This is a genomic window from Rothia mucilaginosa (assembly GCF_001061665.1).
Classification (GTDB): Bacteria; Actinomycetota; Actinomycetes; order Actinomycetales; family Micrococcaceae; genus Rothia; species Rothia mucilaginosa_A.
The window spans coordinates 33,818-55,576 of sequence record NZ_JVSP01000005.1 but is presented as its reverse complement, the minus strand read 5'-3'; the positions used below and the strand labels follow the sequence as shown (position 1 = coordinate 55,576).

The 21,759-nt window shown below is 62.9% G+C and carries 14 protein-coding genes; 4 read left to right on the top strand and 10 right to left on the bottom strand.

Annotation, left to right across the window (positions count from 1 at the left end; all coding sequences use genetic code 11):
- The first annotated feature begins 159 nt into the window (after nucleotides 1-159).
- Nucleotides 160-1,917 (top strand): serine/threonine protein kinase, encoded by a 1,758-nt coding sequence (locus ADJ95_RS03485; RefSeq protein ID WP_080974934.1) that lies wholly within the window; start codon nucleotides 160-162, stop codon nucleotides 1,915-1,917.
- Between the two features lie 241 nt (nucleotides 1,918-2,158).
- On the opposite strand, the gene ADJ95_RS03480 is transcribed toward ADJ95_RS03485, so the two are convergent.
- Both ADJ95_RS03480 and ADJ95_RS03475 read right to left on the bottom strand, forming a co-directional pair.
- Nucleotides 2,159-3,532, bottom strand: coding sequence for a class II 3-deoxy-7-phosphoheptulonate synthase (locus tag ADJ95_RS03480; RefSeq protein ID WP_049332632.1), 1,374 nt, complete (start codon nucleotides 3,530-3,532; stop codon nucleotides 2,159-2,161).
- 173 nt (nucleotides 3,533-3,705) lie between these two features.
- A complete protein-coding gene (locus ADJ95_RS03475) occupies nucleotides 3,706-4,464 on the bottom strand; it encodes a lysophospholipid acyltransferase family protein (protein ID WP_049332628.1) in 759 nt (252 codons plus the stop codon).
- A gap of 275 nt (nucleotides 4,465-4,739) precedes the next feature.
- Here ADJ95_RS03475 and ADJ95_RS03470 point away from each other — a divergent pair, with 275 nt between their 5' ends.
- Both ADJ95_RS03470 and ADJ95_RS03465 read left to right on the top strand, forming a co-directional pair.
- A complete protein-coding gene (locus tag ADJ95_RS03470) occupies nucleotides 4,740-5,669 on the top strand; it encodes an alpha/beta hydrolase (RefSeq protein WP_049332625.1) in 930 nt (309 codons plus the stop codon).
- A gap of 82 nt (nucleotides 5,670-5,751) precedes the next feature.
- A complete protein-coding gene (locus tag ADJ95_RS03465) occupies nucleotides 5,752-7,947 on the top strand; it encodes an AMP-binding protein (protein ID WP_049332623.1) in 2,196 nt (731 codons plus the stop codon).
- A 145-nt stretch (nucleotides 7,948-8,092) separates the two neighbouring features.
- Here the strand turns inward: ADJ95_RS03465 and ADJ95_RS03460 are convergent, their stop codons facing one another.
- From ADJ95_RS03460 to ADJ95_RS03435, 6 genes are all read right to left on the bottom strand, one after another.
- A complete protein-coding gene (locus ADJ95_RS03460) occupies nucleotides 8,093-9,553 on the bottom strand; it encodes a mycothione reductase (RefSeq protein ID WP_049332621.1) in 1,461 nt (486 codons plus the stop codon).
- Nucleotides 9,554-9,775: 222 nt separating this feature from the next.
- On the bottom strand, nucleotides 9,776-10,588 hold the full coding sequence (locus ADJ95_RS03455) for a ParA family protein (RefSeq protein ID WP_049332619.1): 813 nt from the start codon (nucleotides 10,586-10,588) through the stop codon (nucleotides 9,776-9,778).
- 299 nt (nucleotides 10,589-10,887) lie between these two features.
- Nucleotides 10,888-11,457, bottom strand: a complete 570-nt coding sequence (locus tag ADJ95_RS03450; protein ID WP_141754217.1) for a MerR family transcriptional regulator — start codon at nucleotides 11,455-11,457, stop codon at nucleotides 10,888-10,890.
- 827 nt (nucleotides 11,458-12,284) lie between these two features.
- Nucleotides 12,285-13,058: a MerR family transcriptional regulator gene (locus tag ADJ95_RS03445; RefSeq protein WP_049332614.1), complete on the bottom strand. Its 774-nt coding sequence runs from the start codon at nucleotides 13,056-13,058 to the stop codon at nucleotides 12,285-12,287.
- Nucleotides 13,059-13,638: 580 nt separating this feature from the next.
- Nucleotides 13,639-14,031: a glycine cleavage system protein GcvH gene (gcvH, locus tag ADJ95_RS03440; RefSeq protein ID WP_049332613.1), complete on the bottom strand. Its 393-nt coding sequence runs from the start codon at nucleotides 14,029-14,031 to the stop codon at nucleotides 13,639-13,641.
- Between the two features lie 332 nt (nucleotides 14,032-14,363).
- Nucleotides 14,364-17,855 (bottom strand): bifunctional proline dehydrogenase/L-glutamate gamma-semialdehyde dehydrogenase, encoded by a 3,492-nt coding sequence (locus ADJ95_RS03435; protein ID WP_049332611.1) that lies wholly within the window; start codon nucleotides 17,853-17,855, stop codon nucleotides 14,364-14,366.
- A 562-nt stretch (nucleotides 17,856-18,417) separates the two neighbouring features.
- Between ADJ95_RS03435 and ADJ95_RS03430 the strand changes: the two genes are divergently transcribed.
- The gene (locus ADJ95_RS03430; RefSeq protein WP_049332608.1) at nucleotides 18,418-19,356 is read left to right on the top strand and encodes a LysR family transcriptional regulator; all 939 of its coding nucleotides are present in this window, start codon (nucleotides 18,418-18,420) and stop codon (nucleotides 19,354-19,356) included.
- Here ADJ95_RS03430 and ADJ95_RS03425 read toward each other — a convergent pair.
- Nucleotides 19,353-20,117, bottom strand: a complete 765-nt coding sequence (locus ADJ95_RS03425) for a hypothetical protein (RefSeq protein WP_049332606.1) — start codon at nucleotides 20,115-20,117, stop codon at nucleotides 19,353-19,355. The genes ADJ95_RS03430 and ADJ95_RS03425 overlap by 4 nt on opposite strands.
- A gap of 13 nt (nucleotides 20,118-20,130) precedes the next feature.
- Nucleotides 20,131-21,507: a hypothetical protein gene (locus tag ADJ95_RS03420; protein ID WP_049332604.1), complete on the bottom strand. Its 1,377-nt coding sequence runs from the start codon at nucleotides 21,505-21,507 to the stop codon at nucleotides 20,131-20,133.
- Between the last annotated feature and the right edge of the window lie 252 nt (nucleotides 21,508-21,759).

The following is a 21,759-nucleotide window of genomic DNA, read 5'->3' as shown; positions in this document are numbered from 1 at the left end:
GAGTGCCAGAGCCGACTCATATTTACCACTTTCGACCCGCTCAGCCGCGCGGAGCGTCACAATCCGCTCAGGCGGTTGCCTTAGAATCAGCTGAGTATTGCCCTCCCGATAACCTTTTCCCCGCCGCGCGATTGGGCCGAGCGATAAGATAGAGGCCGTATGAATATTCCCCTCCCGCGCCCCCGTTCTTCCGCGCACACTCACTCATCGCCCTCGCATCCTCCCGCCTCTTCTACGGTTCCTCCGGCCACCACCGCGCCCGCACAGGGTGCCACGGTCGGCTCTTCGGAGTGGCTGAGCGGTGCCATTATCGAGGGACACTACCAGGTGGGCTCGCTGATTGGGCGGGGTGGCATGAGCGAGGTCTACTACGCGCTGGATCTGTGGTCGAACAATCCTGTGGCGCTCAAAATCCTCTCCCCTTCTCTGGCGCAGGACGCCGCCAACCGGCAGAAATTCCACCGCGAGGAACGCTCGATGCGCCAGGTGGGCGGCGGACACACGGTGGGTGTCATCTCTTCGGGCACCGAGTACGTGGCCGGGCAGATGGTCATGTATATCGTGCTCGAATACGTGCACGGATGCACGCTCAGCCAGCTATTGCGCACGCGGCGCGCCCTGAGCCTGGACGAGGCGCTGGATGTTCTGCTGCCGGTGGTGGATGCCCTCTCGGAGGTGCACGCCAACCGCTACCTGCACGGTGATATTAAGCCGGGCAATATTCTTCTGGATGCCAACGGCCAGGTGAAGCTGACGGACTTCGGTCTGTCACGCCGCGACGATCAGGTGGATTCCGGCGCCCCCATGGGTACTCCCGCCTACGTGGCGCCGGAGGTCCTGGACCCGCAGGTGAAGGTGGGCGCGCAGGCCGATATCTTCGCGCTCGGCGTCATGATGTACCGCATGCTGGCAGGGCGACTGCCCTTCGTGGGTTTGGAGAACGACCAGCAGGTGCTGTACCACAATGCCAATATTGAGATGCCCCCGCTCGGCGATATCGCCCCGGGCATCGACCGCGACGTGGCCGGAATTATTGCCTGGTGCACCCGCAAGCAGCCGCAGGCCCGCCCCGAGGACGCCACCGAGCTTTTCGCCTCTCTCAAGGAGGTTGCCGAGTCTCTCGGCGAGTCCGAGCTGTCCTGGCGCGCTCCGAGCGTCCCGGAGCCTACCTCAAGCCTGTGGGAGGCGGTGGCCGAGATCGCCGAGCGCAGCGGCGCGGGGCAGATGGTGCGCAACACCCCCATCAGCGCGTTTAGCGATGCCGGAGACCTGCTCGCCTACGACGTTTATTCTCCGGATAGCCTGCTCACCGGTTCCCGAGAGGAGGTGCATCTGGCCGACGTGGACGCGGAGGACTCGGTGCTCAACCCCGAGGGTATTCCCCCGCTCAAGAGTTCGGCACCCGAGGCTTCGGTTGCCGCCGATGGCGGCAAGCCCAACGAGGCCGATGACTCGCGGGGGTCGGAGGGGCTTCAAAGCTCCGGCGCCTCATCCGATGCATCCGATGCACCGTCCGTCGGCATCGGCCCGCAGACCGAGCAGGAGTTTATCTCGACCTTCGGTGAGTACGCCCCCATCTACGCCGAGCGCGCGCTCAACGCCTACCCCGACTACTCCGATGCCGCGCAAAGCCCGGACGGGGCGCACACCCCTGATACTTCTCGGCGGGATTCCGGCGGGAGCACCGGCTCCACCGATGCCTCCGGCTTCACGTCGGGGGATGCTCTCCACCGCGACCGCCGACTGCCGGTACGTGAGCTCACCCCTCCTCCCTCAGGCGCGGCGATGGGTGTGTGGGCGCTGACGGTGATTCTGCTGGGCATGAGCGCCAGCTTCAGCGGGTGGTGGCTCGCGACCTCCATCCTGCAGTCGGAGTGGTGGAAGGACTTCGCAAGCTTCTTCGGCCTGGGCTATTAGACGCTCAGCCGCCGGGATTCATCGGGAATCGGGGTTCATCGGGATCCCGCCGGGGACCAAGCCGTTAGGAGCTCAGAATCTCTCCTCACCCCAGGACGCTCCAATCATCCTCGCCGCTAAACGCTGTCTTCGCTAAGCGCCGTCTTCACTAAACGATACGGGCCCGGCCCCTCACTCTTGAGGGGCCGGGCCCGTTAGTACGTCGCAAGGGCGTACGAGAAGCGATGACGCGAAAACGTCCTTAGCCGCGGCTGCTGCGGTTCTTGAGGTACTCGGAGACCAGGAACGCGATTTCCAGGGACTGCGAGTGGTTCAGACGCGGGTCGCACAGGGACTCGTAGCGGTCGGCCAGTGCTGCCTCGTCGATGGCGTCGGAGCCGCCCAGGCATTCGGTCACGTCGTCGCCGGTCATCTCCACGTGAATACCGCCGGGGAACGAGCCCAGAGCCTCGTGCACCTCGAAGAAGCCGCGAACCTCGTCGAGCACGTCGTCGAAGCGGCGGGTCTTGTAGCCGGAGGGCACGGAGATGGTGTTGCCGTGCATCGGGTCGGTGACCCAGACGACCTTCGCGCCCTCGGCCTGCACGCCCTCGACGATGGAGGGCAGCTTCTCGCGGATGTTCTTCGCGCCCATGCGGGTGATGAAGGTCAGGCGGCCGGGCTCGCGGTTCGGGTCGAGCTTGTCGATCAGTGCGAGTGCATCCTCGGTGGTGGTGGTCGGGCCCAGCTTCACGCCGATGGGGTTGCGGACCTTGGAGAGGAAGTCAACGTGAGCGTCGTCGACGCCGCGGGTGCGCTCACCAATCCACAGGAAGTGTGCGGAGGTGTCGTAGGGCAGCTGGGTGCGCGAATCGATGCGGGTCAGGGCGCGCTCGTAGTCCAGAACCAGGGCCTCGTGGCCGACGTACATGTCGGTGGTCTTGAGGGCTTCGAAGTTCACGCCGCAGGCTTCCATGAACTTGAGGGCGCGGCCGATTTCGTTGGCGGTCTTCTCGTAGCGCTCGTGGGCGGGGTTGGAGGTGAAGCCCCGGTTCCACTGGTGCACGGCGCGCAGGTCGGCGAAGCCGCCCTTGGTGAAGGCGCGCACCAGGTTCAGGGTGGATGCGCTGGTGTGGTAGCCGCGCAGCATGCGCTTGGGGTCGTGTACGCGGGCTTCGGGAGTGAAGTCGAAACCGTTGACGGTCTCGCCGCGGAAGGAGGGCAGGGTGACGTCGCCGCGGGTTTCCATGTCTGCGGAGCGCGGCTTGGAGAACTGGCCGGCCATGCGGCCCATCTTCACAACGGGCATGGAGGCGCCGTAGGTGAGCACTGCAGACATCTGCAGGATGGTCTTGACGCGGCCGGAGATCTTGTCGGCGGTTGCGCCGGCGAAGGTTTCTGCGCAGTCGCCACCCTGCAGCAGGAAGGCGCGACCTTCGGCCACCTCGCCGAGCGCCTGGCGCATGGCGTCCACCTCGCCGGCAAAGACGAGCGGCGGAACCGAGTTCAGCTCTGCGATGGTGCTGGCGAAGTCTTCGTGCTCGCTCCAGGTGGGCTGCTGGTCAATGTGCAGCTCGCGCCAGTTATCCAGACCGTGGTCGTCGGTCTGCGCGGTGTTGAGGTTCTGGGTGCTCATCATTCACTCCGTTGGGATGGTCTTGTGCGTCGTCTCTCGACCCCGCGCGGACGGGGAAGAGATGGGTATATTGTACTCTTACGGTGTTTACGAACGCCCCGGGCCGGGGCTTCATCTCAGGATTCAGATAACCCCTAGTCGGCCCGTGTGGCCGTGCCGTCCGCCTATGCCTTCTAGCGTTTCTCGTTCTGCAGTCGGGACACGGCCTCGTCGGCGCTCAGGTGCTCGTCGGCCATGAGCTTCTTGACGCGATCCGCGTAGACGTCCACGTACTCCTGCCCGCTCAGGGCGCGAATCGCCGCGCCGATGGTATCGGCAACCTCGCGCTGGGAGCGGTAGCTAATCTCGACGTCGGCGGTGTACTTCTCGAAGGTGAGGGGCTTGCCGATGACGGTGCGCACGCGAATCGGCTCGCCATCGTGGCGCAGGTGAATGCGGTTCGAACCGGAGGGCTGAATCAGGTCGGTGCCAATCTGCCCGATGGGAACGACGGGCACCCGCGACTCGAGGGCCAGGCGGGCCACGCCCACCTTGGGACGGTAGCCGCGGCCGTCAGGGCTACGCGTTCCCTCGGGATAAATGCCGATGATGCCGCCCTCGGCGAGAACCCGCGCGCCGGCGTCGAGGGATTTCTGGCTCTTCTGACCGCCGGAACGGTCCATGGGCAGCTGGCCCACCCCGCGGAAGAATGCGGCCATCGCGCGGCCCTTGAGCCCCGGGGTCGTAAAGTAGTCGCTCTTGGCGAGGAAGTTCACGGTGCGGGGCAGCGCAAGCGGAATAAAAATGGAATCGCAGAACGCCAGGTGATTGCTGGCGACGATGAAGGGGCCCTCGGGCAGGTTCTCTAGCCCCACCACCTCGTGGTGGTACAGGCCCGTCAGCAGTGGCGAGCCAAGAATCTTGAGGCTTCGGTACAGGGCGGTGGTCGGCATGGGGATCTCCTCTCTGAATATTCCCGGCTCAATTCTAGCCTGTCCCTGCGGTTCTCCCCGACCGTCACCCTATTCGGCGTTCGCATTACGGCGAATGTGCTACACGAGTCGGCTACCTGCTCCGCCCTCCGCTGAATCCGTCGTCCTCCCCCGCCGGCAGGCTCACCTCACAGGTGCCGTCGAGGCGGGCGAGGTATTCTAGGGCCGAGGGGCGATGCGCGTCTCTCCCCCGCGCCGGCCGTTAGCCCGCGCCCCGGCATTGTCTAAGGAGGGCCATGAGTATTTTTGATAGCTCGCTTGAGCCGATTAAGCGTATGCGGCGCAAGGCCCGCGAGCGCCGCCTCCTGGCCACCCGGGAGGTGCGAGAGATGCTGGAGCACCGTTTCGGTGGCGACCCCAATGTCTTCGATCATTCCCCGCTATCCTTCCGTCCGGAGCCCCAGAGCGCCGAAGGTTCCCGCGGGGTTGGGGCTTCTGAACCCGGCGTGGGCATCCTTATCGTGCACGGTTTCACCGGTTCCCCGTACAGCATGCGCCCCATCGCCGAGCGTTTCGCGGCGCTGGGCTACCCCGTGGAGATGCCGCTACTCGCGGGGCACGGTACCCGCTGGCAGGATATGCGCCTGACGGATTACCGCGACTGGCTGGACTCGGTCGAGTCCGCCTACCGTCGCCTCACCGACGAGGGCCTTCGGGTCGTCGTCATCGGTATGTCGATGGGCGGCACGCTGGCCGTGAACCTCTCCGCGCGTCTGCCGGTGCTCGGCACCGCAATCATTAACCCCTACATGGTGGATGTGAACCCGCTGATGCGCCACGCAGGGGTCATCTCGAAGGTTCTGCCGGCGCTTAAGTCGGTGGGCTCTGACATCGCCATTCCGGGCGTGAGCGAGGGCGCGTACCGGCTGACGCCCACTGCCTCGGTGTACCAGCTACACCTGCTGGGGGCCGAGACTCGCGAGCTGTTGCCGCGCCTGAAGGCGCCGGTGCTGTACCTTCGCTCGCTGGGCGATCACACTGTGTCCGATAGCTCCCATAAATATTTTCTCGAACATTGTTCAGCTCCTGTAGAATTTAGATGGCTAACCCGTAGCTACCACGTGGCGACGCTCGACTACGACGCCGAATATGTGCTCGCCTCGCTCCAGGATTTTGTCACCGAAATAGCCCACCGCCCTGCTCCCGCGGACCGCATCACCCCGTAGGCGCAGTACCGTATTCCACCCCGCGACTGCCGTAGAACCGCACCGGGACCGTGCAGAGGCCGCCCCAACCGAAAGGCGCATCATGAAAGTCTTTTCTTCCCCCGCGGAGGTCATTGTCGACCCCTCGTTGAACCTCACGAGCCTCGTTGAGCGTCACCGCGCCAACAGCGCGGACCCCGTGCTGTACCGTCGCCAGATGTCCCCGGGCAATTGGCAGCCGGTACGCGCCAGCGAGTTTTACCGCATGGTGGCCGACCTGGCGAAGGGCATGATTGCCGCGGGTATCCGCCCGGGTGACCGCGTGGGCATTATGAGCCGTACCCGCTTCGAGTGGACCGTAATCGACTTCGCCATCTGGTACGCCGGTGCTATCTCCGTGCCGGTCTACGAAACGAACGCCCCCGCCCAGGCCTCCTGGGCGCTCTCCCACTCCGAGGCCATCGCGGTCTTCGTCGAGGATGAGAAGTTGCTGGGCCGCATCAAGGAGGCCGAGGAGCTTTCTGCATCCGCCGAAGAGCCCATGCAGCTGAAGCACCGCTGGGTCATCGAGAACGGTGACCTGGATTCACTGAGCGCCCGTGCTTCCGAGGTCAGCGACGAACAGCTTGAGCAGGCACGCACCCGCGCCACCTGCGATGACATCGCGACCATTGTGTACACCTCCGGCACGACCGGCCGCCCCAAGGGTTGCCCGCTCACCCACGGCAATTTCCTGAACCTGAGCGCCAACACGCGCTTCGTGGAAAGCGAGATTGCGAACCCCCGCAACTCGTCGATTCTCTTCCTGCCGCTGGCCCACGTGCTGGCTCGCCTGATTCAGGTGCTGGCCCTGGACTCCGGTGTGGTTATCGGCCACTCCCCGAACATTAAGAACCTCGCTGCCGACCTTGATAGCTTCAAGCCGACCATGCTACTGGTGGTCCCCCGAGTCTTCGAGAAGGTGTATGAGGGGGCCAAGGCCAAGGCAGAGAAGGGCGGTTCTCTCAACAAGGCTCTTTTCGACCGCTCGGTGGACATCGCGATTGCTTGGTCGAAGGCGAAGGTCGCCGGACATGTATCTTTCAAGCTCGCGGCGCAGTACGCCCTGTACGACCGTCTCGTGTACTCCAAGTTGCGTGCTGCTCTGGGCGGGCAGCTACACTACGCGGTCTCCGGAGGCGGCCCGCTGGGTGAGCGCCTCGCGCACTTCTTCCACGCGGTGGGCGTGCAGGTCATTGAGGGCTACGGCCTGACCGAGACCTGCGCTCCCATCGCGGCCGGGCGTATCACCCCGTATCAGATCGGTAGGATTGGCCCGCTCCTTCCGGGTGCCGAGGGCACCATCGCCGAGGACGGCGAGCTACTGGTGCGCGGTGTGGGCGTCATGAAGGGGTACTACAAGAACCCCGAGGAGGACGCCCAGGCGTTCACCGAGGACGGTTGGTTCCGTACCGGCGACCTGGCCGAGTTCGACGAGGCCGGGTTGCTGAAGATTGTGGGACGCAAGAAGGAAATCATCGTCACCGCCGGCGGCAAGAACGTCATTCCGGGCATTGCGGAGAACCATCTGCGCACCTCTCCCCTGGTCTCCCAGGCCATGCTGGTGGGGGATGAGAAGCCCTTCATCGCGGCCCTCGTGACCCTGGATCCGGATACCCTGCCCGAGCAGCTCGAGCACCTGGGGCTGCCGCGTTCACTGTCCATCCCGGAGGCGGCCGTGCATCCGGCGGTACGCGCCGCCGTGCAGCGAATTGTGGACGAGGCGAATCAGCTGGTCTCGCGCGCCGAGGGTATCCGTGAGTTCCGCATCATGAACCGCGATCTGACCGAGGAGGACGGCTATCTGACCCCCTCGCACAAGATTCGCCGCGCGAAGGTGCTGCAGGATTTCTCCTCCTACGTGGATGAAATGTACGGCCGGGTTACCGCCACCACCTCGGATTCGCTGTCCCGCCTGCAGGACTACGCCGCCGAGCAGACGGAGCGACTCGTGGAGCTGCGCGACCAGGCAACCGAGCGCCTGGCCGAGTACGCCGATCAGCAGGCCGAGCGTCTGGCCGAGTTCCGTGACCAGGCAACCGAGCGTCTGGGCGAGCTGCGTGAGCAGGCCGTCGAGATGATTCAGGAATACCAGGAGAACCGTGCGGTAGCCGCCGGGGATTCTGAAGAGACTGAGGAATCCGCGGAAAGCACGGAAAATGTGAAGGGCGCCGACACGTCTGCCGAGACCGCAGAAGAGCCGGGTTCGAAGGATGCTCCGCGGGCAGAAGCTCAGCGCGAAGAGAAGAAGCCCGAGTAGCGGAGCTAGGGCCGCGCCGCTCTAGTTCTGGCCAAAGCAATAAACGCAAGTAGGAGGGGGTCGCACCGATTCGGTGCGACCCCCTCCTTTGGTGTTTTGCACCCCCGAGATTCAGGGCTTCAGAGGTGTTCCGTGTGCCCGGGCGTTAGGCCTGAGCGGGTTCGTCGAACTCCAAGCCGAGCAGGGCGTTCTCCACAACTTCGGTCAGGGCCGGGTGAGTCCAGTACTGACCGCGGGCCAGGGTGCGGGCATCCTGGTTGAAGCTCATGGCCTGAATCAGCGGCTGGATGAGCACGGAGGACTCTTCACCGACCAGGTGTGCGCCGAGCAGCATGCCGTTGTCCTTGCGGGCGATGAGCTTGCACAGGCCAATCTTGTCTTCCATTGCCCAGCCGTAGGCGGTGTCGCCAAAGTTCTGTGCCTTGACGGTAATCTCAAAGCCTTCACGCTCAGCGGCCTGGCGCGCCTGCTCTTCGGTCATGCCGACCACGGCAATCTGCGGGTTGCTGAAGACCGCGGCGGGTACGTAGCGGTGGTCGCTGGCACGCAAATCCTCGGGGTGGCTGAGGTTGTGCTGCACAACGCGTGCCTCGTGGTTGGCCACGTGCTTGAGCTGGTAGCGGCTGGACACGTCGCCGAGGGCGTAGACGCCGGGTACGGGTGCGCCGTTGTAGAGCACGCGCTGGTGCTTATCGACGCTGAGCTGACCGCCGTCCTGCACGTCGAAGTAGTTCTTCGCGTTGAGGGTGTCGGCGTTGGGGCGGCGGCCGGTTGCCACGAGTACAGCGTCTGCCGGGATTTCGAGCAGTTCTTCGCCGTTCTCGGAAGCACGCTTCGCTACGACGGTCACGCTGCCGTCGGCGTTCTCACGGATCTCGGAGAGGGACGCATCCTTGACGATGTTCCACTGCTTGCTTGCGGCTTCTTCAAAGCGTGCCACGACCTCTTCATCCACGCTGCGCAACAGGCGGGAGGAGCGGTTCAGCTGGGTCACTTCGGTGCCGAATGCGGAGAAGACGTGGGAGAATTCTGCCGCAATCACGCCGCCGCCGATGACGACCATGCGTGCGGGTAGCTCGTCCATGCGCATGACATTGTCGTTGGTGTAGACCTTGGAGGAGTCGATACCGGGCACGGGAGGCAACACGGCGCGCGAACCTGCCGCAATCACGATCTGGCGGCCCTGCAGGCGGGTGCCGTCGGTCAACTCCAGCGTGTGCGAACCGACGAAGCGTGCGTACTGGTCGTAGAAGTCGACGTTGGGCAGGCCTGCACGCCAATCGCGGCCGCCCTCGGAAATACGGTCGATGCGGGAGGCGAAGATACGGTCGCGGATCTCGGGCCAGTGCACGGCATCCACGTGCGCGTCAATGCCAAGGTGCTTAACCTCGCGAGTCTTCTGGGCGATGGTGGCCGGGTAGACGTACATCTTGGTGGGAATACAGCCCACGTTCAGGCAGGTGCCACCGAAGATGCCGCCGTCGATGAGGGCGACCTTCTTGTCGTCCCATTCGGGGCCGATGAGGGTGTTGCCGGATCCGGAGCCGATGACGATGAGGTCGTACTGGGCTACCCCGTCGATGCGTTCCAGGTGTTCGATGCTCACGATGTTCTTCTCTTTCTCTGTCTTACCTACGGCACGACCGCGGCCCCATACGGAAACGTCCGGGGATTCTTACGGGCGTGCAGCTCTTTTACTGCCACTATAACGCGTCGGGGAGCACGGCTATTCCCGTAGAAGCCTCTATCGCCAGATCAGCCCGGAACATGATGCGGCACGCAACTCGAGCGTTCACCTCTTCGCCCGGTCGACAATCCGGTTGACGGCCTACAGGTCGGCCATGAGCCCAACCAGCAGTCGGGTAAAGTCCACGGCGGGTTCGACGGATTCTTCGTCGGGCCAGAAGTGAATCGGGTAGGCGGCGCCCTGGGCTCGCTGCAGCACGGGGCTTTCTCGCAGGACGGGTTCGGCCACGAGGTCGCCAAAGAGCGAGCGCATCTCGTCTCGACGGTACTGGTGCTCGCTGTCGTCCGGGCGCATCTTGTTGATGACGACCCCGGCCCCGTCGATACTTGTGCCGCTCTCCTGCTGGAAGCGCAGGATGGCGCGTAGGGTGCGTTCCGTGCCGGCCACAGAGAAGAGGGAGGGCTCGGCCACGGAGAGGATGCGCTGGCTGGCGGCCCAGCCCATCGAGGAAAGCGTCCCCAGGAAGGGCGGGCAGTCAATCAGAATCACGTCGTAGGCGCCCGCCGCGGCGTCCACCATGCGCTTGAATCTGCGAATGAACGGTGCGGCTTCCTGACGGTCCACGAGGGTGGAACGTGCCGACCCACGGGCAACCCGCACGCTACCGGTGTCGACGGGGGTGTTGGTCAGCAGGGTTGGTTTGCCCACCAGCCTGTTCCAGGCGGACTCTCCGGCTTCATCGGCGAAGGCTCGTTCATTGGTGCTGGCAATCAGGGAGGCCACGTCGGGGATGCTTTCGTCGACGGCTAGGCCGGTGCTGGCGTCTCCGTGGGGGTCGAGGTCAATAACGAGTGCGGAAAGGCCGCTGTGTAGCGCCGCGGAGGCGAGCCCCAGGGTGATGGAGGTTTTACCCACGCCGCCCTTGAGGCTACTGATACTAACGATTCGGGACATTGAGAATCCGTGATATGAGTGAGGTGTAATGCTCCTTCATTCTAGCGAATCCGTGTGCTCCTTCCGGACCTGACAGGGGGTAACGTGAGTTTTTTCTCAACCTGCCCTTGAATATTTGCTCGTTATGCCCACCATGCGGTCTCGATGCGCCTTTTTGGTCCCTGAGTGTTCTTACCCTCTCCCCCCGAAGATAGCGTTCTGCCCGCCCATGCATCGTTGGTGCTCGGGCGGGCAGAAGAAAAAGTATGGGGTCTGTGGGGCTGGAGCCCCGCAGTTATGACCGACGGGTCAGACGGGTATTAGGCCTGGGCGCGGCGGGCGCGGCGGGCGGCGAGTTCGTCACCTTCGAAGGATTCGTGCATTTCCTCGCCGGGCTGGCCATTGAGGTTCATCTCGATTTCTCGCCACACGCGACCGATAGCGATGCCGAAGACACCCTGACCGGCCTGCACCAGGTCGATAACCTCGCTGGGTGAGGTGCACTCGTACACGGTGGTGCCATCGCTCATGAGCGTGATATCGGCCAGGTCATCCAGGCCTCGGCTTCGCAGGTGCTCAATGGAGAGGCGAATCTGCTGCAGGGACACGCCGGTATCGAGCAGGCGCTTCACGATCTTGAGCACGAGAACGTCGCGGAAGCTGTAGAGGCGCTGGGTACCGGAACCGGATGCGCCGCGCACGGTGGGAACCACAAGGTCGGTGCGGGCCCAGTAGTCGAGCTGGCGGTAGGTGATACCGGCCGCCTTGCAGGCGACAGCACCACGGTAACCCAGGTTTTCCTCCACCACAGAAACGGGGTCCGCGAAGAGCACGCCCTGTTCACCGCGAGGAGGCGGTGCCGCGGGAAAGAGCGCGTCGAATCCGTCCAGGGGCTGGTCGAAGCTCGGGTACGCCTCGTCAGTGCCTGCGCTCTCGCCGGTCTGGTGCTCCACCACGGCCCCTCCTTTTGTGTCCTCGTATGCGGCATCCGCAGAATGCCAGTCACGCGTCTTAGCTAGTTTTCGCCCGGTTCCCGGATGCCCGTTGGGCGTAGCGGGAGCCGTTAAGCGATACACCGCGCCCCATCAATCGGCGGCCGGTATCGCCCCGAATACGTCGTTCCGCTGGAGAACGATTCGAGGGTCGACAGAGCGACCGGTGCGCGATAGGCGCGGCTCATTCACTCCATTTTAACCGATACGGTGCCCTACTTAAAATCGAACGCACCGTGAGAGTCGTTCTTTCTCCTCTCAGAATCCGCTCAGAATCCGCTCAGGATGCCCCTCACGCCCCCACGGCAAGCCCACGATATCTGCCCCAGGTAATCTCGCGGGTCGTCCCGAAGGCGAAGCTGCCACCGAGTTACAATTCTTCGTCGGGTATCGAGCCCACGGGCCTCCGCTTTCACTCTCTCCCTCTCCCCCGGCCTTAAATAGCGAATGCGCGCCAATCCGGAGATTGGCACGCATTCGCCGCTGAGTTAAGTGAATAGCCTTTGGCAGGCCGGGAGCCCCTGGTATAGAAGCTCTTCGTGTTGGACGAAGGGGTAGAAATCCGCGTTTTAGAAGCGGCATCGTCCAAATCTTGGGGGTTACCATTCGCGTACGGACGGTAACCACGGGCTTACGCCACAAAGGGCGTATCCCCGGGGAATGGGCAGATAACACCACCCGGTCGCGACCGACTCTTTGAGGAACCGCGCCGCGGAGTCGCCCTCCTACTCGTAGGTGGGCATGGCCGACTCGACGAGAGTCGCATGCAACTGCAGGCAGAGCTTGCGAATCTTATCGGCTCGGTCCTGTGCCTGGGCCTGCGACGCCGCATCGCGACGAGAGGCCAGAGGGGCCACAGCGATTTCCACGAGGGAAATCTCGCGATCCGCGGCCGACTTGAAGGCGCGCAGGTGACGAGGCTGAATACCGTGCTGGGTCAGTTCCGCGCTAACGCGGGCAATCAGCACATCGTAGTCGGTGTACTCGTGGTCCGCTCCGTCTTCCAAAAGACCGAAGTCAATCAGGTCACGGATGAGCTCGGGAGTGGTGTTCGCGTACTCGGCCAGCTCGCGCAGGGTGTAGGTACGACCCTCCTGTGCGTTGGTACCGAGGACGCTGTCCAGGACTTCCTCGCTGACGGTGGTCGGCATGGAGTTCAGGACTCGACCGGCCTCCAGGTCATCCAGGTGCTGACGGATTACCTTCAGCGGCATGTAGTGATCGCGCTGCATGGTAAGGATGTAGCGCAGACGCTCGATATCCGTCTGGGAGTACTTGCGGTATCCGGTTTCGGTACGGCTGGGATGCACCAGGCCTCGCTCCTCCAGGAATCGGATCTTGGAGGCGCTGATCCCGGGGAATTCCAGGTCGAGCTGGCTTAGAACCTGACCGATGGTTCGGCTCTTCACCTCGCGCGGGTTACGGTCAGAGGCACCGTGCTCCGCGCTGTCCAGTGCGGCCTCAGACTTGCTGAAGCCATCATCGATGCGTGAGGTCATCTATGTCTTTCGGGTATGTACCGGCCGATTACGTTACGCACCGAGTTGAGTGAGTAGTGCGCCCCTTCGAGGAAAAGGTATCGCTTCGTGCCGGTTGTCTTTGCTTCTTGTGTTGAGAGTGTGATAGATCGGCTCATTTGTTTATCACGAAATGATAAACCGTGAACCTTCCAGATAATCTTATAGCCTCACAAGGCATTTCGCTATTCAGAAGGGTCATTTCAAGCCCTTCTGGAACCCAAAAATAACCACAAATTCAAACACAATTCCGCAGTAACGGTACCAATTTTAGCAAGAAACCCGAAAGCTAAACATAACCTACAAATATTGGACTGCTTTACAAGGAAAATTTTATCTTCTCGCGATGGTTGAAGTTTTCATCACATTTAACCTCAAAGAGCCCCCCACTTGGGGTTTAGCACTATTTCACCCTCCTTCAATGACTTCAAAAATCCTCGCAAAGAACCTTAAAGATGCCCGTTTATTTGCGTTTGCGTGCACCTACAAAGAAAAACGGCGAGACCAATTTGGTCTCGCCGCTTTAACTCTAGACACCCCTACGGGGGCGGGTTCTTAAGGCTTAAAGCTTGTCCAGCTCTGCCTGGTAGCCCTCTGCAGTCAGCAGGTTTGCCAGGTCATCAGCGTTCTCGGGACGAATCTCAATGATCCAACCCTCGCCGTAGGGATCGGAGTTCACCAGTGCGGGGTCATCCTCCAGGCCCTCGTTCACTGCGACAATCTCGCCAGCGATGGGAGCAAAGAGATCGGAGACAGACTTGGTGGACTCAATCTCACCGAAGCTATCCTCAGCAGCTACAGAATCGCCGACAGAGGGAAGGTCGACGTAGACGACGTCACCCAGTGCATCCTGAGCGTGGTCGGTAATACCAACACGTACGGTGCCCTCGGCGGTGAGAGCGGAAACCCACTCGTGCTCAGAAGTGTACGAGAGTTCTGCGGGAACGTTGCTCATAGCAGCGGTGTCCTTTCAGTGTGTTCTTGCGTAGCGCGGACCGTCCCGCGCACGGTGTCGTTCCGTATGTGGGATGACGGAACGTCCTACACCAATTATCACATAAGAAGTAACGCGGGGCACGTCCAAACACCCCCGTACCACTTCTATGACACTATATTTTCCTTATCCTATCTAACCGCCCAACAATCACCCCTTCCCAAGGCCCTAGAAGCACCCCTATTACTCACCTCCAGCAGACAGCCATCAGACGCACCAAAAGGCTCAGGGCCCCACACCATGAAGGTGCAGGGCCCTGAGCCTAGGCTAGAGAGCTAAACTCTCACAGCGCCTTAGCGGGAAGAAATGACGCGCTCGGAGAAGCGGTTCGGGTTACCGAAACGGTGTGCGGTAATCGAAACAGCCTGCTCACGGAGGAAGGGCAGCATCTCGATGCGGCCAGCCTCGGTGACCGGTGCGAAGTACACTGCAACATCCGGGCGACCACCCAGTGCCGAGTAGATGGACTTCACATCGTTGCCGATGTAGCGGATGCGGGTGCCTTCCAGCGGGGTACCGGCCAGTGCGCGAACCGGGGTCTTGGCGTTCGAAGCCAGGTACTCGCGGAACTGTGCGTCCGACTTGACCTCGTACTTGACACCCTTGTTCTCCAGGACGCCGCGGACATCGACCGGCAGGTCCTTACCGACGGACAGAGCGACCGGTGCGTTAGCTGCCAGGCCGGCGAGCACAACGCGCAGGGCTTCTGCCGGGGATGCGGACTCGTCGGCACGAACCAGAACCTGGGTGGGGACGTAGCGCAGGATGTTGCGCTCGACGCCCAGCTTCGAGGGGTCGTGGCCGAAGCCGAACTCGGTGTCCCAAGCGTGTGCGTCGGAGGAGACGCCGCGCTTGATGAAGGCGAAGTCATCGCGCTTGCCCAGCTCGGAGTTCTCGATGGTAGCCAGGGTCTCGCGAACGGTCACCGAGTGGGTGGTTGCGGTTGCGGTGGACTGGACGGGCTCCCAATCGGACAGGGCAATCAGGTAGCTGGGGCCACCGGCCTTGGTACCCGAACCCACGGTGGACTTCTTCCAACCACCGAAGGGCTGACGCTGAACGATTGCACCGGTAATTGCACGGTTCACGTACAGGTTACCTGCCTGAACCTTGGAGAGCCACAGCTCGAGCTCGTCGGCATCCAGCGAGTGCAGGCCGGCGGTCAGACCGTAGTCGGGTGCGTTCTGCAGCTCGATTGCCTCTTCCAGGGTGTCAGCGGTCATGATACCCAGGATGGGGCCGAAGTACTCGGTCATGTGGTACTCGGAACCGGGCTTGACGCCTTCGCGAACACCGGGGCTCCACAGGCGGCCGGTCTCGTCCAGTTCCTTCGGCTGGATGAGCCAGCGCTCGCCCGGGCCGAGGGTGGTCAGACCGCGCAGCAGCTTCTCTTCGGGCTTCTGAACGACGGGGCCCATCTGGGACTCGATGTCCTGCGGGTGTGCCACGTGCAGGGAGTTGACCGAGTCGAGCAGCTGACGGCGGAAACGCTCGGACTGTGCCACGGAGCCCACCAGGATAACGGTGGAGCCTGCGGAGCACTTCTGGCCTGCGTGGCCGAATGCCGAGTAGACGACGTCCTTGACGGCCAGGTCGATGTCAGCGTTCGGGGTGACGATAATCGAGTTCTTACCCGAGGTCTCACCGAACAGCGGCAGGTCATCACGCCAGGAGCGGAAGAGCTCAGCGGTCTCGTAACCACCGGTCAGGATCAGGCGGTCCACCTCGGGGTGCGAGATGAGCAGCTTGCCTGCAGCGCGGTCAACAACCTTGACGAGCTTCAGAACTTCCTTGGGAACGCCTGCTTCCCACATGATCTCTGCGATCAGGGCACCGGTGCGAGCGGTGATGGTTGCGGGCTTGAAGATGACAGCAGAACCTGCAGCCAGACCAGCCAGAACACCACCGGCGGGGATAGCGGTCGGGAAGTTCCACGGGGGAACAACCAGGGTCACATCCACGGACTTGTGCTTTGCGCCGTCAATCTTCTCGAGGTCCTCAGCCAGCATTGCGTAGTAGTATGCGAAGTCGATTGCCTCGGAGACCTCGGTATCGCCCTGCTCCAGGGTCTTGCCAGCCTCAGCTGCCATAACCTCCAGCAGGTCACCGCGGCGCAGTGCAATAGCCTTACCGACCTTGCGCAGAATCTCTGCACGCTCGTGGCCGGAGAGCTTACCCCATGCCTTGCCAGCTTCTTCGGCTTCCTTGATCAGCTTCTCAGCCTCAGCCTCGCTGGTCAGCTCGTTAGCCTTGAGGGTGTCGATGCCCAGCTTGGTGGTCTTGGAGCGCTCGAGGATTGCGCGACCCCACTCACGGTTACCGGCCAGTGCGGGGTCGGTGTCGGGGGTGTTCTCGAAGCGACCTGCCGGTACGAAGACGTTGTCCTCGTTCTCGGTCAGACGGTTCTGGGTGCGCTTGGGTGCGGGAACCTCGTCGGTGACGGAGTTCAGTGCACGCATGAAGCGGTCCTCTTCGCGCTTGAAGATGGACTCGTCGGTTGCCAGGTCGAAGATACCGGACATGAAGTTCTCGGAGGAAGCGTTCTCCTCGAGACGACGAATCAGGTATGCGATTGCAACGTCAAATTCCTTGGGGTTCACGACGGGCACGTACAGCAGCAGGTGGCCAACGCGGCGGCGGATGATCTCTGCCTGCTGCTCAGCCATACCGATCAGCATCTCGAACTCGACGCGATCCTTCACGCCGCGGTCCTCGGACAGCAGCAGTGCGAAAGCAACGTCGAAGAGGTTGTGGCCTGCGATACCGAGGCGGATGTTCTTCACGTGCTCGGGACGCAGTGCGTAGTCCAGAACGCGCTTGTAGTTGGTGTCAGCAGCCTGCTTGGTGTCCCAGGTGGTCAGCGGCCAGCCGTGCATGACGGCTTCCACGATCTCCATGGAGAGGTTTGCACCCTTCACCAGGCGGACCTTGACGCCGGAGCCGCCAGCAGCAACGCGCTTTGCGGCCCATTCCTGCAGGTGCTGCATTGCAGCCAGGGTGTCGGGCAGGTATGCCTGGAGCACGATACCGGCTTCCAGGTCCTTCAGCTGGGGCTGGTCCAGGATCTTGGTGAACACCTCGATGGTCAGGTCGAGGTCCTTGTACTCCTCCATGTCCAGGTTGATGAACTTCTTGGGGGAGGAAGAAGCAGCCAGCTCGTACAGCGGGGTCAGGCGGCGAACAGCGGTCTCAACAACCTCGTCGAATGCCCAGTGCTGGTGGGGGCCGGAAACAGCGGATACCTTGATGGAGACGTAGTCGACGTCGTCGCGAGCCAGCAGACGCTTGGTCTCGGACAGGCGGTGCTCAGCTTCCTTGTCACCCAGCACGGCCTCGCCGAGCAGGTTGACGTTCAGGCGGTTACCGCTCTTGGTCAGCTCTGCGATAGCGTCGCCCAGCTTCTCCTCAGAAGCGTCGACAATCAGGTGGCCAACCATCTCACGCAGAACGCGGCGTGCGACGGGAACGGTGGGCCAGGCAACCTTGCCGGCCAGCTTGCCGCCGAAGCCAACGGCGGACTTCATGTACCAGGGAAGGAAGGACGGTGCCAGGCCAGCGATGCGGGACAGGTTACGACCGGAGACGTTGTCATCCTCGGGGCGAATCACGCCATCGACGAAGCCGACGGTGAAGGGAAGACCGTTCGGGTCCTTCAGAACGCCTGCCAGCTGCTCAGCCGCAAAGGTGGGCTTAATCGACTGGGACTCGTTCACCCACTGACGAACGAGCTGACGAGCTTCCTGAGCCATCTTCTGGTAGTGCTCAGATGCGAAAGGATGGGTCATCCTTGACTCCTAACTATTTCACTGTGTGCGGTACACACCACGTTTGGCGATGTCTCTATTTCACCACAAAAGAGTGCCGAACACCTCATTAGAAAAACTGAATGTTTTTTCCAAAGTTTGTTTAGATTTTCTAAATAAACCCGGGAGGTGATTCCGTCCGCCCCCCTCGCAAAACACCGTGTTTCGTGGGGATAGGCAAGAACGATAGCGGCATCGCTATCCATCCCTCCCAGGCTAGCACTTCCAGGACCAAACGACGAACCTAGAACGTAACAAACGAACACATCAAAAACAGAATTAAAAACACCTCGGAAACCCCTCACAACCCGCAAAAAGCCCCGGACAAGACGCTATCCGCGAGCTACCCGCACGGAAGGCCCCTCCCCCGGAGCGATTCCCCCACGAAGGCGGCGTATTTTCAGCGTTCACCGAGCGCGCTACTATGGACGAGAGTCCACTATCAGAGACACACAGCCGCAAGGGAACCGACCCGCGCACAACGCTCCCCCGTCGAGACGAAAACCTCGACGGGAGCACCCACGGGAGAAAGCAGGAGTACACCGTGTCCATCTACGACATCCGACGCATGCAGATGCTCCTCGAAATCCAGGAGCGGGGCACCATCATCGCCGCGGCAGAGGCGCTCAGCCTCACCCCCTCCGCAGTCTCGCAGCAGATTGCAACCCTCGAAAAAGAAACCGGCACCGCACTCCTGCAACGCATCGGTAGGCGAGTGCAGCTCACCAGCGCCGGGCTCATCGTCGTCGAAAGCGCCCGTAGCATCCTGCGCGAGCTCGATCGCATGCAGACCTCCGTCGCCAACCTCACCGGAGAACCCGCAGGACGCGTGCGCCTGGCCATCTTCCAATCCGCGGCCTTCGCCCTGCTACCGGCCGCGCTCACCTACCTTGCCGAGCACGCCCCCTCGCTCACGTTACAGGTGCTGCAGATTGACCCCGAAACCGGCACCTCGCTGACCCGAAGCCGCGAATACGACATGGTGCTCTCCGAAGCCTACCCGCACCACCACATCCCCGAGTACCCCGAACTGCACTCCGAGCTACTCACCGAAGACCCGCTCAGCCTCATCGTGCCCAGCACCTCCACCATCACCTCAATTGAGGAAGCGCACGCACTCCCCTGGGTCCTGGAAATGGAACAGAACACCTCCCGCAGCTGGGCGCTCAACCAGTGCCGTACCGCAGGATTCGAGCCGGTCATCCGCTACAGCGCCAATGACATGATTACGAACTCCAACCTCGTCAAGGCAGGATTCGCCGTCACCATCGTGCCCGGCTTCATCCTCTCCTCGCTCTCCACCACCGAGGGGCTACGCATCGTAGAGCTACCCGGCAAGCCCTGCCGCAAAATCTTTACCGCCGTACGCCGCGAATCCGCCGCCAACCCCGCCATCGCCATGGTGCGCGAGGCGCTCCACCACGCGGTCAAGGTGGCCTTCGGCGAGCACGAAGCCGACGGCGGACGCCAGGGGCGCGACTAGGCAAGCGCCGCGACCACGCCCGGGCTCTGCACCTCATGGAAGCCCCGCGACAGACCAGCCGCAACCATGTCCAGGGAAGCCGAGCAGTGCACGCCCTTCAGGCGCGAGGCGCTCACCCCCGAAGCGACCGCGTAGCGCAGGCGCACCTCCAGGCGGTGACCCGCCGGAATAGCCACGCGTAGCTCCAACACGCTCTCCCCGCCCGCTCCGGCCGCGCCGTTCAGCTCATCGCGGCCCAGGGCCTGCAGGCTGAGGGCATCCGCAGGAGGCACCAGGACCGAAGGGCCAGACCCACCGGCCGCAACCGCCTCGCCGCCGGAAACGACCAAGCTTGCCTCCGGGGTGAGGAGCAGACCGGTCGCCGGATCCTGAGCGCGAGCGCGAATGAGCAGGCGCGTGCCCACCGGCAGAGTCGCATTTCCCTCGTTCACGATGCCCATAAGATTCGGCAGGTTCCGCAGGTTCAGGGTTCGGGCCGGCCGATCCTGCAGCGGCACCGGGGTGACCGCCTCGGGGTTCTGCGCGCGCAATTCCAGGCGCACGCTCGGTTCGGTAAACCGCACCGGGACCCGCATCAGATAAGCCGATGTGGCCCCCCCACCGCCCCGTTGCGTCACCGGTCGCGGGCTCGCCGAGCGACGGCCACCCGAACGGGTCGCGGCCTGCGCACCCTGGGCGGCCCCGCCGGCCACCAGCATCGCCGAGGTGCCGGCCACCTTCAGGGCGGTACGGCGGGAAGTGTTCATTGCGTATCGTTCCATTCTTCTGCCCTTCCTAAGCCTTCGCGATGCGGTACACGCCGCTAATCGTGCCCTGCCACCACGTGCCAAAGCGATCAATCGTGCCCACCATCTGCAGGGTATCGCCGCCGCCGAGCAGCAGGCTCACGTGCTGCGGCAGGCGCTGCTCGTGCACCGTGCGGCCGGTTTTCATATCCAGAGCCACCGCCCAGGCGTAGGCGCCGTTCGCCGCCCCCGCCGGGCCGCGGCGACGCTCACACGTATAAATCAGCCCGTCGGCCGCCGAATAGCGCGGAACCGCCGAGGAATACACATCCTTGCGGTCCCAAATCTTGCGCAGGCCGCGGTCGGTAATATCCCAGCGCTCCATGCCGGGCGCAAAGAGAGCCGTCGCCGGAACCGAGGGGCCCGCCCCCTCCGGATACTTGGGGTACGGATAGCCGTAGGTGTTCGCGCCCACCATCGTGTTCCCCACGCCAATCATGGAGTTCTCGGTGCCCGAAGCACCCGCGGTGAACAACCCCGCACTCCCCACCTTCGAACCGTCCTCGGTGCGGTACACGATGACCGACTCCTGAACGTCCGCGTTATCGGTCAGCATCACGTAGTCCGAGCCGTTCGGGCCGAAGAACGTCGGGGACGCGCCCGAGCCCCAGGCGAGCTTGCCCGGCTTGCGGGCCGTGCCGCGGTCGTAGGCGTGCCACCAGCGCAGGGTCGGCTCACCCGCGGCGCTCGCCTGCAACATGTAGATCGCGTGAGAAGTCACCACGCTCACTCCCAGCGGGCAGGCCGAAATCGAGTTGTCGATGCGCTCGCCGGCCACCGACACCCTGTTCAAGCGCATGGAACGAATCGTGCCGCGCTCCGCATCAACGACCGCGACGTAGCCGTTCTTCGTGGCAACCCAGATGCGCCCGCCCCAATCGGGCACCAGGCCGACCACCGCGTCCTTGGGGCTCTGGGCCAGCATGCGGCTCAGGTCGATGCGCTCCTCCACGCGAATACTGCGGCCGTCGCTCGAGTGCCCCAGCTTCAGCAGGCACCGCGAACCGTCCACCAGAACCATGCGGTCCTTCGCGTCAAGGTAGGCGTACACGCCTCCCAGCAGGGCCCCCTTGGGGATGTCCAGGTGCGAAAGCTCGCGGCCCGTGTGCGGGTCAAGAATCGAAAGCTTCGGGGTGATGAATTCTCCGTGCGCAAAGACCTGGGTGCACAGCACCTGGATGAAGCCGTCGCGCCCGGCAAGGATCGTCGGGCAGGCGCCGCCAAGCTTGGTTCCGGTGATGCGCCACTGCCCCGCGCCGGGGCCGGGCAGAGGGGTCGCGTCGGAGGACTGAGCCTCACCGTGCATGGTGGTGACGCCGGGAGCGCCCAGGTGCGGGTTCCGCTGGGCGTTATAGGTGATGTTCATGTGGCTGGTTCTTTCAACGGTGAGTGACTCGCCAATTCGTGCGGTGCGCACGTAAGCGGTAGGTATCGGTGTTCTGTATCGGTGTTCTGCAGGCGAATGTTGCATCCGCAAGCAAAAATTTGCACCGAGTGCAGTGCAAACGACTCACATTGTACGTCTAAGAACCGCCTCACGACGACACTTCAGTGTCACCTTGAAGCATCATTCAGGCCGAGCTCGAATAATTCGCGGCGGTCGAGGAGTACCTCCTCC

Bases quoted from the DNA above. Each gene is read 5' to 3' on its own strand.
- ADJ95_RS03480 (WP_049332632.1), bottom strand. From the start codon at position 3,532: ATGAGCACCCAGAACCTCAACACCGCGCAGACCGACGACCACGGTCTG.
- ADJ95_RS03420 (WP_049332604.1), bottom strand. From the start codon at position 21,507: ATGAACATCACCTATAACGCCCAGCGGAACCCGCACCTGGGCGCTCCC.
- ADJ95_RS03425 (WP_049332606.1), bottom strand. From the start codon at position 20,117: ATGGAACGATACGCAATGAACACTTCCCGCCGTACCGCCCTGAAGGTG.
- ADJ95_RS03475 (WP_049332628.1), bottom strand. From the start codon at position 4,464: ATGCCGACCACCGCCCTGTACCGAAGCCTCAAGATTCTTGGCTCGCCA.
- ADJ95_RS03435 (WP_049332611.1), bottom strand. From the start codon at position 17,855: ATGACCCATCCTTTCGCATCTGAGCACTACCAGAAGATGGCTCAGGAA.
- gcvH (WP_049332613.1), bottom strand. From the start codon at position 14,031: ATGAGCAACGTTCCCGCAGAACTCTCGTACACTTCTGAGCACGAGTGG.
- ADJ95_RS03485 (WP_080974934.1), top strand. From the start codon at position 160: ATGAATATTCCCCTCCCGCGCCCCCGTTCTTCCGCGCACACTCACTCA.
- ADJ95_RS03455 (WP_049332619.1), bottom strand. From the start codon at position 10,588: ATGTCCCGAATCGTTAGTATCAGTAGCCTCAAGGGCGGCGTGGGTAAA.
- ADJ95_RS03465 (WP_049332623.1), top strand. From the start codon at position 5,752: ATGAAAGTCTTTTCTTCCCCCGCGGAGGTCATTGTCGACCCCTCGTTG.
- ADJ95_RS03470 (WP_049332625.1), top strand. From the start codon at position 4,740: ATGAGTATTTTTGATAGCTCGCTTGAGCCGATTAAGCGTATGCGGCGC.
- ADJ95_RS03445 (WP_049332614.1), bottom strand. From the start codon at position 13,058: ATGACCTCACGCATCGATGATGGCTTCAGCAAGTCTGAGGCCGCACTG.